Raw genomic sequence first — 17,276 nt, 5'->3', positions numbered from 1 at the left:
GCGATACCACTGATACCATCAACCAAAGAGTGTCAGGGAGCATCTGTGAACAGCGGTCAGTACATTCCATTGTCGCGGCGCTTTGTCGAAATTCAATCGACAGAATTTGACAATGAACTGGACAGTATTTGGGCTTCGCTCGCGACCCGCGAGACAGGGAAAACGTGGGAAGAAGTTCTTTCGAATGATGTGTCTGTTCTCCTAGGCACTGCGGGCTCGGGGAAAACTACAGAAGTTCGTCAACACGTGAAGCGTCTCATTGAGGAAGGAGAAGACGCGTTCTTACTGCGATTGGAGGCGCTACAGGACGGCTCCCTGACGGGCTCATTCGACTTCGAACTGGAAAATCAAAGCGAACGTTTTGAAAAATGGAAGCGATCTCGAAGAGGCGGATTTCTGTTCTTCGACGCACTCGACGAGGCGCGTCTGCCGGCTTCGCGCAATGAAAGTGCTCTAGAAAGGGCCCTTAGCATTGTCTCGCAAGAAATCGGGCGGCGACTGGCACCGATACATGTTCTCGTCACGAGCCGCCCAAGCGAGTGGCTAGGGGATGGCGATCTAAGACGTTTATCTCGTTTCGTGAGGCAGGCACGAGATGCCAAGCAGGACTTGGAAGCCGATAGTCCGACGCAGAAAATTTTTCGCCTCGCACCGCTTGCGACCGGAGACATTGAGAAACTTGCCATTTCTCGCGACGTAAATCCTTCGGACTTCATCAACGCCGTGAACACCAATCTTTCTGCTGGTCTAATACAGCAGCCGCTGGATGCGCATCTATTTTTGGATGTTTGGAAGAAGGCTGTTGATGAGGGCCGCTCCTCTGAGGAAGTTTTCAAGTCCCGACTTCAAGTTATGCGCGATTTGGTTGCGTGGCGGCTGTTCGGACGATCTGAAGGCAAAGACCGGCTGAACATTGACGTTAACAGAGCACGGAAGGCCGCCGCTAAACTTGCAGCTTTTGTGATTTTGTCAGGCAAACAGGACTTTACCGTCCTCCCCTTAGCGGCCGGCGATGCGATGAATGCTGCAAATATCCTATCTACGGATGTGGAGGCATGGACGACTACAGAAATTCGCCAACTACTCGCCAGCGGGCTTTTCCAGCCCTCTGTTGGGGGGCGCATCAGGTTCGCGCATCGAGAGATTCGCGACTTCCTTGCAGCTGAACATTTCGACGAGAGCTTGCGAGCCAGAGCGCATTCGAGAAATACAATTGCCCCACTGCTTGCCGAGGGGCTGGGTCAGCGATCGATTCCACAGTCGACTGAACATGTCATGGGCTGGTTAGCCGCCTTGAACAACTCAGCAAAGGCGGTTGTCGCAAATGCAAGACCCGCCCTGCTCATCGAAACTGGAGACCCAAAGTCACTATCCGTGGGCGACAAAGAGGACATCCTGCGCAACCAGGCGCGTCTCTACGACGACCTTCGCTATAGAGGCGAATGGTTCTATCATGACGACGTAAAGCGGTTCACACACCCGGACTTGTGGCCTGTAGTCGATGAGCTGTTAAACAAGTCTAATTCTCCTGAATTGACCGAGTTTCTGATCGATATTGCCCGCTTTGGCCGAATGGAACCATTGGCCCCCAAACTGGCGGGGTATGTCGGAAATCCGAATACTGGTTATAAGATCAAGGCGGAAGCGTGCGCGGCTCTCTATGAGATAGGAGACCAGACTTATCGCGCTGCTGTGCTTTTAGAAGCTCTTACGGCCACACCACCAGACCCACAGGATACCGACTCGGCGCCGAACTGGAACATGTTTCAGCTGAAGGCCTTGAGGTATAGCCTTGGTGAGGCGTTACCGCTCGATGTTATTGCCATTCTTTCCAGAATCCAAAGAGAGCGCTCGAACTACTCGTCCGCGACATATGAGTATTTGATTGAAATACTTGACGACTTGTCGAAGTCAGAGAGGCGGGCCTGGTTATCCGTGCTGTTGGGCTTTGCATTTGCTGGTCGCGACGAGAACCGATACCGAATGCCGAATACCTCGGTGCGGTACAGGAAGTTTGTGCCAGCCATTATCTACCTAGCGTCCGAACTAGTTGGTGATGAAGGCGTTCGTCCTGACGACAGTGACTTGCTGAACGCCGTGGAGATGGCGATGGGCATAGATGACAGGATCGACTTACTCGGGCGAAAGTCGCCGACGAATATTTTAGCCGGTGGCCTTCGAGCCAGACCCGAAGTCAAACACGCTCTTGTTCAACGGCGGGTAAACTTGTTCTCTGATCGTGGTCAGCGGAATAGGGTTCCGTTTGGATTGGTTCACCCCTTAGAGTTTAATGTTAGAGACCAAAACGGACACCTCTTCGTTCACTCTGACGTATCCCACTATTGTGGGCGCGCTTCCGACGCAACCGATCCATCGGAGCGGGCATTTCTACTCGACTTGGCCCAAACGGTTCTGGGCAAACTCTCGGCCGCAGACCGCAAAACGGCGTTAAGTGTACTCAGGCAGCACCTCAAGAGATATGGGGACGAGGAACAAAGGCGGCAGTTCGGCGTTAGCGGCTGGTTTCTTCGAACGAAGTCGCGCTTCCAACATCATTATCGCTACGAGCCCCAAAGGTGGATAAGGGGCAAGAAGAAAGCATTGCGGTCTTGGAATGTTGCGCGAAGGAATCGCAAGTTCATCTGGAGCAATCGAAAAGGAATTGCTGCGGGTGAGTTCGACAACAGCAATGCAATTTGGCTTTTTAACAAAGCTCCCAATGATCCTGGATATGAAACTATCCGTGCTGTCAAGGAAGAATATAATTCTGAGATCGCCCAATTATTTAGCGATGGTTTACGACAATACTGGAAGAACCATGATACAAGCTACTTTGAGAGGCGGACATATCTGGGCCACATAGGCCTAGCGGGCATAAACTTGGACTACGAATGTGGCGAGCTGCCTAATGAGGCCGACGACGCGCGAAAAGCCTTTCGTTACGCATTTCACGAATTGAACGGCTTTCCCGTGTGGGTCGAGGAATTGGCGACCCGGTTTCCAGCCCCGTTTTGCTCCGAGGTCAAAATTGCGTTGTTGACGGATTTCAGCACCGAGCAAGGTGAGGGCGACCACCATGTATCGGACTGCGTCAGCAAACTCGCCTACTCCAACAGCGAAATCAGAAACCTAGTAGCTCCGATGCTTCTTCGGATGTTGATGATTGCACTGCCCAAAAAACGCCGCGACAGAATGCTCTGCTTGGATATCGTGGCTCGTGCCCCGAGCGTCGAACTGAACCGCTTATCAAGATTTCTTGCTTCCGGCTATCTGGCGGCTTGGACCCGTTTCGACTTTCGAGAAGCTTGGGGGTGGCTTGATGGGTTGATGAACGCAAACACTGGTGCCGCCAAACGCGTTTTAGCTGCAACATTTGGCGATCTACAGATCGCGGCACAAAGAGCGCTCTTCTTTGAATATTTAGGACGCGAAGGAAACAAGCCTGCTCTGGAAGGCGGATCGGATTTTGTGAGAAGAGAATGTGAGCGCGATCCTATTCTGCTTGAGTGGTTGGTTCGGGCATCATATCTCGCATGGCCACCTGAGAAGGATCTGAGGCACGAGGGCGTCTACTCGCCGGGAAAAGAGGACCACGCCGAGAGCAGCCGGCGAAGCTACACCAACATGTTGGCGGCGCTTCAAACGCCCGATGCTGTTGGTGCATTCGGGAGACTGGCGCAGTCGAAAGAACTGTTGAGCTATCGAGATACGTTTCTGTATCAAATCGAGCTGATGAAGCGAGGAGCCGGAAGGAGAATCGAATTTTCACCTGAAGACGCGATCCGGTTTCTAAACGATCAGTCTAAGCCTCCCACGACTGTGGAAGAGTTCAGACGACTTTGCCAATCCCATATAGAGACACTCTTGGAAAAACTACACTCTTCCGATGATGACGAAAGCGCATTTTTCAGGCGTGGTGCATCCGAAGAGAGTGACCTACGAAATTGGTTGGCCGCTCGCCTGAGAGAGGTAGGGGAGCGTTTTTACACGGTGATACGGGAGCAAGAAGTCGCAGGGGAGAAGCGGCCCGACCTAAGGCTGCATTCGAGAGTGGAGGCCTTGGGAAAGGTGTCGGTTGAGATTAAGCTCGCCGACAAGAGGCATTGGACTGGAAATCAGTTGGTCAACACTCCTGATGAGCAGCTCTCGAACCAGTATCTGTTCGAGGCTTCATCACACACCGGAGTATATGTTCTCGTTAATGCGTCACTTCCTAGGAAGGCGATGAAGGACAAGAAGACCAGAAAAGTCAGAAGAAAGGCATTTCGAAAGCGAGTCGCTGGCAACGTAGTTAACTTTGAGGAGCTCGAGACACTTGTGAGAGCGAAGTGTGCGGCAGTGAATGACGGGCTCGCTGAAGGCAAGATGGTGGTAGCAGTGACGCGCGACATCTCCGAAAAGCCATCTAAAACGATCTAGGTCGAAACGTTCTGACATGTGATGCATTTGCTTGAGCATATCGTCGTTTTCTACGCCGGTAGTGCCCTGGAGCTGACCCCAAATTCCAAATCAAGCATGCTCGGACCCAAGGCACGAGGCCTAGTTCTGTTCGATTTTGATGATGTCTCGCGCGGAATCAAACGCTCGATGCGAAAAACTTCGATCATTAGGTCCGCTCCTGCGCCCAATCCGCCCCCTCACAAAATCGAAGCCTCCCCCCTTGAGAAATAAGCCCCATCCGCCTGCATCTGCGCGATGATGTGGTCGAAGGCTGCGCGCACGCGGGCGCTTTTTCTCACCGTTTCGTGGGCGACGACCCAGAGGTCCAGGGAGGATTCGAAGTCGGGCAGGAGGCGTTCCAGGTTGGGGTTGCGGCGGGCGAGGCGGTGGGAGGTGACGCCGACGCCGAAGCCGGCCTCGATGCCCATGACGTGGCTGGCCGGGGAGTTGGCCTTCATCGAGACATGGCGGGGCAGGACGGGCGTGCCGTGTATGGTGGACGGCCAGCCGAAATAATCGCCCATCGACCAGCCGACGCAGGCATGGTCGGCGAGATCCTCGACCTGTTCGGGGCGTCCGTGCAGGTCGAGATAATCCTTCGAGGCATAGAGGCCCGCGCCGACCGTGGCGCCGCGGCGGCCGATCAGGCTCTGCTGCGTGCCCGGCCCGTTCCAGCGCAGCGCGATATCGGCTTCACGGTCGGCCAGATTGGCGGAGTTGTTCTTGATCGCGATCTCGATGCCGATGCCCGGATTGTCGCGCTGGAAGGAGACGAGGGCGCGCGGCAGCCAGTCGGCCCCGATGCCTTCGGAGGCGGAGACCACAACGAGGCCCGACAGGGACTGGTCCTGGGCGATCACGGCGCGTTCGATGGCCGACGCCTCGTCGCGCATGCGCTTGGCATGTGCGATAACCTTGTGACCGAGCGGGGTGAGCCGTGACTGGCCGTTTTCGCGTTCGAAAACGGGCTCGCCGAATCGGCGTTCCAGCGCCTGCAGGCGCCGGGTCACGGTGGGTTGGCTGACGCCCAGCTGATACGCCGCGGCGGTCAGGCTGCCGGCCTCGGAAATCGCAAGGCAGACAAGATAATCGGACCAGTCATCCATACGATTATGTATTCCGGCAATCCTGAATTCGTCAATTCCATTCGCATAACTTAGTTCTAAATCTGAACGCTGTTTACCTGGACGGCGCAGCTTCCGAGCGGAGCCGCGCTGTCTGCCAATCTTGAATGGTCGCGCGGCCTGGAGAACGGATCGGAGCCCGTTCTGTCCCTGACGGACACCCCCGAAGGGTCGCGCTTGTTGAGGGAGTGACCATGCGCTCTGTGTTTCTCGCGGCGGCCCTGGCGGCCGTCTCTTCGTCTGCGGCCCTGGCCCAGTCCTGCGATGCCGAACCGCAATTTGCCGCCCACCGCACCGCCAACGGCGTGATCCGCGCGCAGTACAATGCGGTGAGCCGCGGCGAGTGGCCGGAAGCCATCCATTTCGGCGAAGAAGTTGTCGCCGGTTCCGGTGCGCCGGGTCACAAGGTGGCCGCCCACACCAATCTGTGCGCCGCCTATGCCGCCACCGGCGAGTACGAGATGGCGATCGCGGCCTGCGATGCGGCCATCGAGATGCGCGACGACGCCTGGCGCGCGATGAATAATCGCGGCGTGGCCCTGTGGCTGTCCGGCGACCGTGCGGCCGCTGTCGAGGCGTTCCAGGCGGCGAATGCGGCCTCGTCCGGCGAGGACGAGGTCGAGGCCAATCTGGCCATGGCTCAGTGCACGACTGCCGGGTAATCCTCCCAGACTGCCAAGGCGAAATGCACGACACTGGAGGCCGGTCCCGTTCGCGGGGCCGGCCTTTTTTGCCTGCGGCTGCGGGTTCCCGTCGATTGCGATTGCAACTAGAAACGCTGGCAAAGATGCCCTCTGAGGGGCCCAGGCATCGCCGGAGGTGTTCATGTCGTTTCAGCCGCCAGAAACCCTGATTTCGGGCTATCGCCGCTTCAAGGACGGCCGGTTCCGGGTCGAGCGGGCGCATTATGCCGAGCTCGCCGACGGGCAGACGCCGCACACGCTGGTCATTGCCTGTTCGGACAGCCGGGTCGATCCGGCTGCGATTTTCGATGCCGCGCCGGGCGAGCTGTTCGTGGTGCGCAATGTCGCCAATCTGGTCCCGCCGGCCGAAGAGGGCGGCGGCCTGCACGGCGTCTCGGCGGCGCTGGAGTTCGCGGTGAAAGTGCTCAAGGTCAAGGGCGTGCTGGTCATGGGCCATGGCGATTGCGGCGGCGTGAAAGCCTGCGCGACGGGCCTCGACGGCCTGCCCAACACCTATCTCGGTCCCTGGCTGAGCACGATGGAGCCGGCCCGTGACGAGGTGACGGGCGAGCTGGGCGATGCGCCGCTGGCCGAGATCGCCGACACGCTGGAACTGGTCTCGATCCGCCATTCGCTGGAGCGCCTGAAGCAATTCCCCTTCGTGCGCGATGCCATCGAACAGCGCGGGCTGGAACTGCACGGAGCGCGCTTCTCCATCCATGACGGCGTCCTGGAATGGCTGGGCGAAGACGGCACGTTCGGAAACATCTGACACAAGCAGGCGGAGCGGGATTTGACGGATACGGCCATGCCAGACGCGCTGTGGTTCCCCGATGCGCTGGATGCGCAGAACCGGGCGGTGCGCCTGTGCCAGGTCACGCGTGACAGTCTCGCCGATACGGCCTTCCTGGACGAGCGCTGGGACCGCACCGGCTGCCGCACCCGGCCTGTATCGCTGAACGAGCTGCCGCAGCCGGACAAGCCGGCCGCACCGGTCTTCATCTGGCATACCGCCTTTTGCTGCTCGACCCTGCTGGCGCGCTGTCTCGACCGGCCGGGCGTCAATCTGAGCCTGAAAGAGCCGGCCGCCCTGATGGAGGTCGCCAACATCAAGCGGCGCGAGGGCCGGGCGGTCTCCGACAGCTGGCTGAAACCCGTTCTCGGTGCCCTGAGCCAGCCCTTTGCCGGCGAGGCCCATGTCACGATCAAGCCGACCAATACGGTCAACAATCTGATCGGCGATGTGGCGCGCCTCTTCCCGGACAGCCGGCATCTCTTCCTGACCTCCCAGCTGCGCGCCTTCCTGATCTCTATCGCCAAGAAGGGCGAGGCGGGACGGGCCTTTGCGCGGCGGCTGTTCACGATTTTCGCGATGGACGGGCATCCGGTCGCGCGCACCGACCCGCGCCAGCTGATGCAGATGTCCGATCTGCAGATCGCGGCCCTCGTCTGGCAGATGCAGGTCGCCGCCATGCTGGAAGCACGCGCCCAGGGCGCCGCGGACCGTTTCGCCTGGCTCGACGGCGATGCCTTCGTCGCCGCGCCGGAACAGGGGCTGACGGCCGTCGACGCGTTTTTCGGGCTGGAACTGGGTGCCGAGCATATCACCGCCACGGCCTCCGGGTCGCTCTTCACGCGCGATGCCAAGGATACGGGACAGGCGCATGGTCCGGACCGCCGCCGCGCCGAGGCCGAACGTATCGCCGAACAATTGGGGCCGGAGCTCGACGCCATCGTCGATTGGAGCTACGGCGTATTCCCGCAATCCCCGCGCGACGGGCGCCTGCCCGGCGCGCTGGTCTAGCGCCGGACCGTTCCCGCAGAGGGGCGGCCGGTATCCACGAACGTCGAAGGAAAGACCGATCATGAAACTCGCAACGCTCAAGTCGGACAGCCGTGACGGCCGTCTGGTCGTCGTCTCGAAGGATCTGGCCTGGTGCGCCGATGCGACCCGCATCGCGCCGACCCTGCAGGCTGCCCTGGACGACTGGGAGCGATGCGAGGGCGAGCTGCGCACGCTGTCCGACGAGCTGGAGCGCGAGACCATCCCGCGTGAGCGCTTCCATGAGCGCGAAGCCCTGTCGCCGCTGCCGCGGGCGTTCCAGTGGGCCGACGGCTCGGCCTATGTCAATCACGTCGAACTCGTGCGCAAGGCGCGCGGGGCGGAAATGCCCGCCAGCTTCTGGACCGATCCGCTGATGTATCAGGGCGGGTCCGACGCCTTCCTGGCGCCGCGCGGCGATATCCCGCTGGGCGACACGGCCTGGGGCTGTGACATGGAAGGCGAGATCGCCGTGATCACCGGCGATGCGCCGATGGGCTGCTCGGTCGAGGAGGCCGAAAAGGCGATCCGTCTGGTCATGCTGGTCAATGATGTCTCGCTGCGCGGCCTGATCCCGGCCGAGCTGGGCAAGGGGTTCGGCTTCTTCCAGTCCAAGCCGCCGAGCGCCTTCTCGCCGGTCGCCGTGACACCGGACGAGCTGGGCGAGGCCTGGGACGGCAGGAAGCTGCATCTGCCGCTGCTGGTGAAATATAATGGCGAACCCTTCGGCAAGGCCGAGTGCGGCGTCGACATGACGTTCGACTTCCCGCAGCTGATCGCCCATCTGGCCAAGACGCGCCCGGTCACCGCCGGCACGATTGTCGGCTCGGGCACGGTGTCCAACAAGCTGGATGACGGTCCCGGCAAGCCGATTTCCGAAGGCGGGGTGGGCTATTCCTGCATCGCCGAGATCCGCATGATCGAGACCATCGAGAGCGGCGAACCGAAAACCCCCTTCATGAATTACGGCGACACGGTGCGCATCGAGATGAAGGACAAGACCGGCCACTCCATCTTCGGCGCTATCGAACAGGAAGTGGTGAAGGCGTAGGGGCTGCAAATCCCGCTGTCATCCCGGATGGATGCCCGGCCTTGGGCCGGGCGGAAGTCCGGGACCCATAATCCCGGTGCTTTCCAGCTGTCTCGGCGGTGAAGTCTGCTTCCGGCCGACATCGGCGCGTTTGGGTCCCGGCCCTGCAGCCCGCCTGCGCGGGCTATCCGGCCGGGATGACAGATGAAGCGATGGCGTGTTGTGCGTGCTGCACCGCGCTTCTTCCATACCGTAGATCGCAAGGCTAACCTTTCCGCACGAATATGTGGCAGGGCAGGCATACCCTGTCTTTAAATCCATGGCGGGAGAGATGCGGTGAGTGCGATCCGGGATTATGTGCAGCAGGCTTTCGGCACCTTCACCGGGCTGTTCGCCCTGCAGGTGGCGGCCAATCCTGAAAAAACCGCGGTAATCTGCGGCGAGGCGGGTCTTTCCTATCGCGACCTGGATGCGCGGGCCGACCGGATTGCGGCGGCGCTGCAGCGTGACGGGGTGAAGCCGGGCGGTGCCGTGGCGATCTGTGCGGCGGCCTCGATCGACTATGTCGCCGTCTTCATTGCCACGCTGCGCACAGGTGCGGCCGTCGCGCCGCTCTCGCCCTCGGCCACGGCCGAACAGCTTGCTGGCATGATCGCCGATTGCGGGGCGAGCCATATCTTCACCGATGCAAGCGTCTCGGCGCATCTGGCACCGGTCGCGGACGGGATCGGGGCAGACTTCATCGCGCTGACAGAGGGTGCGCGGGGCAAACCGCTGGACGGCTGGATGGCGCCGCAGGGCGCCCGGCCGGATCCGGTCGAGATCACGCCGGAGATGGCTTTCAACATCATCTATTCCTCAGGTACGACCGGTACGCCCAAGGGGATCGTCCAGTCGCACAAGATGCGCTGGCCGCACAATCAGCTGACCGATCCGCCGGGGTTCGGTCCCGATGCGGTGGGGCTGGTGTCGACGCCGCTGTATTCCAACACCACGCTGGTCGCTTTCCTGCCGGCGCTGGCCGGTGGCGGCACGGTCGTGCTGATGCCGAAATTCGACGCGCGCGGCTTTCTGGAACTGGCCCAGCAGCACAGGGCGACCCATGCCATGCTGGTACCGGTGCAGTATCAGCGCATTCTGGCGGTCGAGGATTTCGACGCTTTCGACCTGTCGGCCTTCCGCCTGAAATACTGCACCTCCGCGCCCTTCTCCGCCGAGCTGAAGGCCGAGGTGCTGCGCCGCTGGCCGGGCGGTCTGATCGAATTCTACGGCATGACCGAGGGCGGCGGGTCCTGCGCCCTTGTTGCTCACGAGCATCCGGACAAGCTGCACACGGTGGGCAAGGCGATGCCCGGTCACGATATCCGCGTCATCGGGCCGGACGGGCGCGAATTGCCGCCGGGCGAGGTGGGCGAGGTTGTCGGCCGCTCGGGCTCGATGATGACCGGCTATCACGGCCGGCCGGACAAGACGCGCGAGGCGGAATGGATTTCGCCGCAGGGCGAGCGCTTCATCCGCACCGGCGATCTGGCGAAGATGGATGCCGACGGCTTCTTCACCATCGCCGGCCGCGCCAAGGACATGATCATCTCCGGCGGCATGAATATCTATCCGGCGGACCTGGAAGCTGTGCTGATGGAGCACGCCGCCATCGCCGACGCGTCTGTCGTGGGCGTGCCATCGAAGGACTGGGGCGAGACGCCGGTGGCCTTCGTGTGCCTGTCGGCACCGGACGCGGCCAGCGCGGACGAACTCCTCGCCTGGGCCAATGCGAAACTGGGCAAGATGCAGCGCCTCGCCGATCTGCGCATCATCGACGAACTCCCCCGCAGCGCCATCGGCAAGGTGCTGAAGCGCGAATTGCAGGCGGGGTATGACGCGGGCTGAGGCGGGGCGACGATGCCGCTCATTGTCATCCCGGCCGGATAGCCCGCGCAGGCGGGCTGGAGGGCCGGGACCCATAAACGCCGCCGTCAACCGAAAGCAGGCTCGATATCGGTGTCAGCTGGACGAATACCGGGATTATGGGTCCCGGGCTTGCGCCCCGCCTGCGCGGGGCGTCCATCCGGAATGACACCGTATGTGTATCGACCTAGTGCGCGCTCTCCGGTCCGGCGCGCAGGGTGTAGCGTTCGCCATCGAAGCCTTCGAAGGCGTCCGGCACCTGCGGGTGGCTGACCGGGCCGTTCTCGGCGTCCGGGATCAGGTTTCCTTCCGAGACATAGGCGCCGTAATAGCTTTCCTCGTTCTCGGCCAGCAGATGGTAGAAAGGCTGGTCCTTGGACGGACGGATATCCTCCGGGATGGACTGGTACCATTCCTCGGTGTTGGCGAATTCCGGATCGACATCCACCACCACGCCCCGGAAGGGGAAAAGGCGGTGCCGAACCACATCGCCGAGGCCGAAACGGGCGTGGCGAATGATCATGGGCGTACTCTGACTCGCGTCCATTAAAGTGTTCATACCCTTCTATATGGGGTGTTTCCGGCAATAAGCTACGAAAACACGGGCCATCCGTCACGCATCCTTGCAGGCCGGGGCAGGGAGAGTATTCTGGTTTCGAAACGGTATCAGGCCGATTCGTGTCGCGCCGGCGGACCCTTGCGGGTTCGTGCTCCCGCTCCGGGACCCAGGCGCGCCGGACGGCGAGAGGACTATCATGGCGGAGCCATCACCCGGGGAACCGGGGAAGGTCGCCGCCGGACGCAAACGGAACCGGCGCAAACGCGCGCCGTCTCCGGTGTACGGCGCGATCGATCTGGGTACGAATAACTGCCGCATGCTGCTGGCACACCGCACGGGCAGCGGCTTCCAGGTAATCGACGCCTTTTCGCGCGTCGTGCGCCTGGGCGAAGGCGTGGCCGCCGAGGGCAGGCTTTCCGACGATGCGATGGACCGGGCGGTCGAGGCGCTGAAGATTTGCGCCTCCAAGATCCGCCGGCACAAATCCATCCGCTACCGCTCCATCGCCACCCAGGCCTGCCGCATGGCGGGCAATGGCGAGGCTTTCCTCGAGCGCGTGCGCACCGAGACCGGGCTGGAATTCGACCTGATCTCGCCGGAGGAAGAGGCGCGGCTGGCCGTGCATGGCTGTGTCGACCTGCTGGATCCGGACAAGGATGCCGCGCTGGTGATCGATATCGGCGGCGGCTCGACGGAGCTTTCCTGGGTGGATCTGGCCGAATGGCGCAAGCGCGGCGGTCCGGAAAGCGGCGGCCGTCCGCCGATGAAGTCCTGGACCTCCACGCCGGTGGGCGTCGTCACCCTGTCCGAACGCTTTCCCGAGCGCGAGGATCGCGAGGCCTGGTATAATGAGATGAAGGCCTATGCCGCCGGGCTGATGAAGACGCCGCGCGGCGCCCGGGCGATGCGGCCGCTGTTCAGCGAAGGGCGGGGGCATCTGGTCGGCACGTCCGGCACGGTGACCTCGATGGCCGGCGTGCATCTGCGCCTGCCGCGCTATGACCGTTCGCGCGTGGACGGGCTGTGGATGTCGGGCGAGGAGGCGCTGGCCGCCTGCGCGCGCCTGCGCAATCTGGATGTGGCCGGCCGGGCGCTGGAACCGACCATCGGTTCGGACCGCGCCGAGCTTGTGCTCGCGGGCTGCGCGATCTACGAGGCGGTGGCAGAGGCCTGGCCGGCGGACCGGCTGCGCGTCGGCGACCGGGGGCTGCGCGAAGGCATGCTGCTGAACCTGATGCGCAAGTCGCGCAAGCGCCGCCGCAAGCGCCGCAGCAGCAGCGACGAGACGGGTGGCGAAGAATGAGCGACGACGACAGCGAAAAGCCCGAAGGCGAGGGTGAGAGCGGCGGCCGCCGCCGGCGCCGGTCCGGCCCCGTCACCAAGGGCGGGGACGCCCGTGCGGCCAAGCAGATGTTCGAACGCGTCAAGACGGCGCGCGGCCGCAAGTCCTCCTCCACGCGCTGGCTGCAGCGCCAGCTGAACGATCCTTATGTGAAGAAAGCCCAGATGGAGGGCTATCGCTCTCGCGCGGCCTACAAGCTGATCCAGCTGGACGAGCGCTTCCACCTGTTGCGCCCCGGCATGCGGATCGTCGATCTCGGCTCGGCGCCGGGCGGCTGGGTGCAGGTGGCGCTGAAGAAAGATGCGGCCGAAGTCGTCGGGATCGACCTGCTGGAGATTGAGCCCATCCCCGGCGCCACCCTGCTGCAGCACGATTTCTCGGCCGATGACGCACCGGGTCTGGTGAAAGCCGAAATGGGCGGGCCGGCCGATGCCGTGATCTCGGATCTGGCGCCCTGGACGACCGGCCACAAGAAGACCGATCACCTGCGCATTGTGGCGCTGGTGGAGCTGGCAGCCCAGTTCGCGCTGGAAACCCTCAAGCCCGGCGGCTTTTTCGTCGCCAAGGTCTTCCAGGGCGGCGCCGAGGGCGAATTACTGGACCTGCTGAAAGCCAATTTCGACAAGGTCCGCCACTTCAAACCCGACGCCAGCCGCTCCGAGAGCGCCGAGACCTTCGTCATCGCGACGGGATTCCGGGGCCGAAAGGCCTGACGGTCCGGTCTTCCGGCAGCGCTACGCCACGGCGTCGTCCCGGTCCGCCGTCGAGGCCGTGCTGCCGGGATTGCTGACCACGTCCATCGGGGCCGGGCGGCCGAGATAATAGCCCTGGCCTTCGTCGCAGGCTTCGCTGCGCAGCAGGTCGAGCTGTTGCACGGTCTCGATGCCTTCGGCGAGCACCGGAATGCCCAGGCTCTTGGCCAGCGCCAGGATGGCGCGCACCACGGCGAGCGAGCGGTGATCGTGCTCGAGTTCCTCGGTGAAGGACTTGTCCAGCTTGATCTTGTCGAAGGGGAAGGTGCGCAGGATATCCAGCGAGGAATAACCCGTTCCGAAATCGTCGAGCGCGACGGAGACGCCCAGCGCCTTGATCTGCCGCATGATGTGCAGCGATTGCACGCGGTCCTTGATGACGGCGGTCTCGGTCAGCTCGATCTCGAGGCGGGCCGGCGGCAGGCCGGTTTCCATCAGGATCTGGTGGATCTGCTGTGGCAGGCCGGTATGCGTCAGCTGCACGGCGGAGAGATTGACCGCGATCTTGTGCGGTTCGGACCAGCGCATGGCCTCCTCGCAGGCGCGGCGCAGCACCCATTCGCCCAGCGGCAGGATCAGGCCGTTGGCCTCGGCCAGCGGAATGAAATCGTCCGGACCGATGCGTCCGCGCGTCGGATGGGTCCAGCGCAGCAGCGCCTCATAGCCGCGGATATCGCCGGTGCCAATCGCGGTCTGGACCTGGTAGTGCAGCTGCAACTGGTCGGTCTCGATGGCCTCGCGCAGATCGCTCGCCAGGGCCCGGCGTTCGCGCACCGCTTCGCCCAGGCCGGTATCGTAGAAACACACATCCTGCAGCGGATCGACCTTGGCCTTGTACATCGCCAGGTCGGCATTGCGCACCAGCGTGTCGCGGTCGTTCCCGTCATGGGGATAGACGGCAATGCCCAGGCTGGCGCCGGTCGCCGACTTGTATTCGCCGAACACGACGGGGTCGTTGAACAGGCTCTCGATCGCCTCGACGCGTTCCTGCAGGCCGATGCGCGAGTCGGTGCGCAGGATCACGCTGAATTCATCGCCGCCCAGGCGGGCTGCGAAATGCGTGCGGCCGACAAAGCCCTTGAGGCGATTGGCCAGGGTGCACAGCACGGCATCGCCGGCCTCATGGCCCCAGACATCGTTGATTTCCTTGAAGCGGTTGAGATCGATCCCGATCACCGCCACGCCGCCATCCTCGGCCTCGGCCAGCCAGGCGTCGAGGCAGGCATTGAAGCTGGTGCGGTTGGGCAGGCCGGTCAGCGGATCGTGCAGCGCCATGTGGCGCAGGCGTTCGTCGGAGCTTTCGCGCACGCGGGTGTCGATCAGATAGCTCGACATGCCGGTGCCGACGATCACTAGGCCGGCGACCGCAATCGACAGTGCCATCGCGCGGAAGGCCGCGCTGTCGGCGCCGTGCTCGATCCCGGCCAGCGGCGTGACCTCGAAGGCGGCCATGCCGGTGAAGTGAAGCGCAACGATGGCGAGCACGAGAATGCCGGCCGGTGCGTAGGACATCGCGCCCGTGGTCCAACGCTTCACGCCCATGAAGGCGAGGGCGGTCAGCGTCACCGACAGGATGATGGCGGCGGTGATATAGGCCTGGTCCCAGGAGACCAGCCCGTCGACGCGATAGGCGAACATGCCGGTGAAATGCATCGCTGCGATGGCCAGGCCGAACACGGCACCGCCCAGCGGGTTGGCCAGCCGGCCCAGCGGAGCGGTCGACAGCAGGATGCCGATGCCCGTCCCGGCAATGGCGATGATCATCGAGACGACGGTCAGGGCGGCGTCGAAGCTCACGGGGACGCCGGGTTGATAGCCCAGCATGGCGATGAAGTGGGTGGTCCAGATCGAGGACCCGGCACAGACGGCGGTCAGGAACTGCCAGCCCAGACGCTCCGGCGTGGCTTCGCTGGCCGCAGCCCGGCGGCCCAGCCGCAGCGTGGCGAAGGAGCCGATGACACACATCGCCGCCGCCAGCAGCACCAGCCAGAGATTATGTTCCGTGAAAAGACAGGTAATCACCCGCATGACCAACCCCAACTTTCTTTTTTGGTCGCGCTATGGGGCGGTTTGTCGCAGCGGCATGTTGATATTTGGTGTCTGGAAGTCCTCAATTTACTTGGGGATATCGGGGTATCTCTCACGGGCGTACGAAAGCGGCTCCGGGCGTGTCAGCGCCGGAGGGCGGGCATTGCAGACGACCCTTCGGGGGTATCCGGTATCTAATATGGGTACGAGAAGTCCCGCAGGATCGTCTGCAACCCGGTGAAGCCGATTAAGAAGCCGGCCGATCGTGCCCGCCTCAGCGCCACCCGCTCCGCCTTGCCTGTGCACCGGCGACAGCGGACCGTGGGGTGATTATGCGCGGTCTTTGCAGGGTGGGGATAAGATCGGGGTTATCCCCGCAAAACAGGTTCGGGCGTGACGGATGACCCAAGTATGGGATTGTGTGTCTACTCGATATATACGCGGCGCCTGACCACCGGCTTGTTGGAGTTCGATTCAACGACTTTGAAGTCAACAAAGGCGCCTTCTGGCGGGCCTGAGCGGAAAATAATATGTGTGCGATGACGACCGTCGGCGTCTGGCACCATTACATAGCGGCCGCCGCTAGGACCACTCTCGATCCAATTGCCGTTGGCTTCGTGGGGATCCCACGTCGCCCCTTCGATTTTGAATTTCAAATGATATGTCGGTCCGCTTATACGCGGTCTGTAACGCACTAGAGTTCCCCTATGCCAAGCCGCAACGGGCTTGGAAACGATCTCCAGGCGTTCCTCTTCAATTTCTTTCCGGCGTCTTCGGTCGCTTGCAATCTGCCAGACGAGAGCGACTGCAGCTGTTATCGCGCCGAACCAGGCGGCAATGACGGTGAGAATGTCGAACATCCTGATTTACTCCGATCGAAGTTTCCCGGGGAGGTCTGACCGGGCGTGAAGAAAGTCGACGATGACAATCTCTGCCGGGGCTTCCAGAAAGACGACGAAATGCTCTCCGGCGCGCGCGTAGCGCAGGTCTTCGGTCATTTCGGCACCCACCAGCTGACGGCAGCTCTGTGAAAAACGGGTGCCGTTTGCGATCTCATGGCAGCATGCAATGAGATCGGTTTCATAGGCCTCGGCCTGGCGGGGGCCGAAGGTTTTCAGGGTCCAGCGGGCGATATCGACAAGGGAGGCCTCAGCTTGCCGTGTGAGGCGCCAGTTGCGGGTCAATCCTTGCTTGCCCGGGCCTGTGCGAAAGCCCGGCGTACGGCATCTTCGCCGCTGCCGGCGGCGAGTTCGCCGGTCCGGGCCTGCGCGATACCGGTTTGAAGCCGGTCACGCAGCAGGGCAAGTTCCGCTTCCTCGGTTTCCAGAAGCCGAAGGCCGGCCCGCATGGCTTCCGAGGCATTCTGGAAGCGTCCAGATGCCACCAGCCGGTCAATCAGGCCGGACTGGGCTTCGGTCAGGACAACATTGCGTGTGGCCATGAGGCGCTCCTTTGTCGGTGTGGCAATATATGCCAATGCGGGGCCGGGCGGCAATAAGCGGCAGATCCCTGCCGGGTGCCGGCCCCGCCAAATGCGACAATTCCGCGATGTCGCACCCCGCCCCCTTGCCTCCCTGTCGAATCCGGACTA

At 62.2% G+C, this 17,276-nt stretch carries 14 protein-coding genes; 8 read left to right on the top strand and 6 right to left on the bottom strand.

What is annotated here, in order from left to right:
* Nucleotides 1-45: 45 nt before the first annotated feature.
* The gene (locus tag JJ918_RS05745) at nucleotides 46-4,419 is read left to right on the top strand and encodes a hypothetical protein (protein WP_291884448.1); all 4,374 of its coding nucleotides are present in this window, start codon (nucleotides 46-48) and stop codon (nucleotides 4,417-4,419) included.
* A gap of 218 nt (nucleotides 4,420-4,637) precedes the next feature.
* Here JJ918_RS05745 and JJ918_RS05740 read toward each other — a convergent pair whose 3' ends face one another.
* A complete protein-coding gene (locus JJ918_RS05740; protein ID WP_291884445.1) occupies nucleotides 4,638-5,546 on the bottom strand; it encodes a LysR family transcriptional regulator in 909 nt (302 codons plus the stop codon).
* 212 nt (nucleotides 5,547-5,758) lie between these two features.
* On the opposite strand from JJ918_RS05740, the gene JJ918_RS05735 reads away from it, so the two are divergent.
* The 5 genes from JJ918_RS05735 to JJ918_RS05715 all read left to right on the top strand — a co-directional run bounded on the left by JJ918_RS05735 (nucleotide 5,759) and on the right by JJ918_RS05715 (nucleotide 10,986).
* On the top strand, nucleotides 5,759-6,226 hold the full coding sequence (locus JJ918_RS05735) for a tetratricopeptide repeat protein (protein ID WP_291884443.1): 468 nt from the start codon (nucleotides 5,759-5,761) through the stop codon (nucleotides 6,224-6,226).
* Between the two features lie 163 nt (nucleotides 6,227-6,389).
* On the top strand, nucleotides 6,390-7,019 hold the full coding sequence (locus JJ918_RS05730) for a carbonic anhydrase (protein WP_291884441.1): 630 nt from the start codon (nucleotides 6,390-6,392) through the stop codon (nucleotides 7,017-7,019).
* 36 nt (nucleotides 7,020-7,055) lie between these two features.
* Nucleotides 7,056-8,051 carry a hypothetical protein gene (locus JJ918_RS05725; protein WP_291884439.1) on the top strand — a complete coding sequence of 332 codons (996 nt, stop codon included), beginning with the start codon at nucleotides 7,056-7,058 and terminating at the stop codon, nucleotides 8,049-8,051.
* A gap of 61 nt (nucleotides 8,052-8,112) precedes the next feature.
* On the top strand, nucleotides 8,113-9,120 hold the full coding sequence (locus JJ918_RS05720; protein ID WP_291884434.1) for a fumarylacetoacetate hydrolase family protein: 1,008 nt from the start codon (nucleotides 8,113-8,115) through the stop codon (nucleotides 9,118-9,120).
* A gap of 381 nt (nucleotides 9,121-9,501) precedes the next feature.
* A complete protein-coding gene (locus JJ918_RS05715; protein ID WP_367277652.1) occupies nucleotides 9,502-10,986 on the top strand; it encodes a class I adenylate-forming enzyme family protein in 1,485 nt (494 codons plus the stop codon).
* A 205-nt stretch (nucleotides 10,987-11,191) separates the two neighbouring features.
* Here JJ918_RS05715 and hspQ read toward each other — a convergent pair whose 3' ends face one another.
* The gene (gene hspQ / locus JJ918_RS05710; RefSeq protein WP_291884429.1) at nucleotides 11,192-11,527 is read right to left on the bottom strand and encodes a heat shock protein HspQ; all 336 of its coding nucleotides are present in this window, start codon (nucleotides 11,525-11,527) and stop codon (nucleotides 11,192-11,194) included.
* 232 nt (nucleotides 11,528-11,759) lie between these two features.
* On the opposite strand from hspQ, the gene JJ918_RS05705 reads away from it, so the two are divergent.
* Both JJ918_RS05705 and JJ918_RS05700 read left to right on the top strand, forming a co-directional pair.
* Nucleotides 11,760-12,866: a Ppx/GppA phosphatase family protein gene (locus tag JJ918_RS05705; RefSeq protein ID WP_291884426.1), complete on the top strand. Its 1,107-nt coding sequence runs from the start codon at nucleotides 11,760-11,762 to the stop codon at nucleotides 12,864-12,866.
* Nucleotides 12,863-13,618, top strand: a complete 756-nt coding sequence (locus tag JJ918_RS05700) for an RlmE family RNA methyltransferase (RefSeq protein WP_291884424.1) — start codon at nucleotides 12,863-12,865, stop codon at nucleotides 13,616-13,618. The genes JJ918_RS05705 and JJ918_RS05700 overlap by 4 nt, the downstream gene beginning before the upstream one ends.
* Before the next feature lie 21 nt (nucleotides 13,619-13,639).
* Here JJ918_RS05700 and JJ918_RS05695 read toward each other — a convergent pair whose 3' ends face one another.
* From JJ918_RS05695 to JJ918_RS05680, 4 genes are all read right to left on the bottom strand, one after another.
* Nucleotides 13,640-15,685, bottom strand: coding sequence for a bifunctional diguanylate cyclase/phosphodiesterase (locus tag JJ918_RS05695; RefSeq protein WP_291884422.1), 2,046 nt, complete (start codon nucleotides 15,683-15,685; stop codon nucleotides 13,640-13,642).
* 425 nt (nucleotides 15,686-16,110) lie between these two features.
* Nucleotides 16,111-16,545, bottom strand: a complete 435-nt coding sequence (locus JJ918_RS05690; protein WP_291884421.1) for a hypothetical protein — start codon at nucleotides 16,543-16,545, stop codon at nucleotides 16,111-16,113.
* A gap of 6 nt (nucleotides 16,546-16,551) precedes the next feature.
* On the bottom strand, nucleotides 16,552-16,869 hold the full coding sequence (locus JJ918_RS05685) for a type II toxin-antitoxin system RelE/ParE family toxin (protein ID WP_291884418.1): 318 nt from the start codon (nucleotides 16,867-16,869) through the stop codon (nucleotides 16,552-16,554).
* A complete protein-coding gene (locus tag JJ918_RS05680) occupies nucleotides 16,866-17,126 on the bottom strand; it encodes a type II toxin-antitoxin system ParD family antitoxin (RefSeq protein ID WP_291884415.1) in 261 nt (86 codons plus the stop codon). Before JJ918_RS05680 ends, JJ918_RS05685 begins: the two co-directional genes overlap by 4 nt.
* Nucleotides 17,127-17,276 lie beyond the last annotated feature (150 nt).

The organism is Maricaulis sp. (assembly GCF_017642925.1).
In the GTDB taxonomy this organism is placed as follows: Bacteria; Pseudomonadota; Alphaproteobacteria; order Caulobacterales; family Maricaulaceae; genus Maricaulis.
Note: the sequence above shows the minus strand (reverse complement) of the source record. Positions and strands in the feature narration are given on the sequence as shown.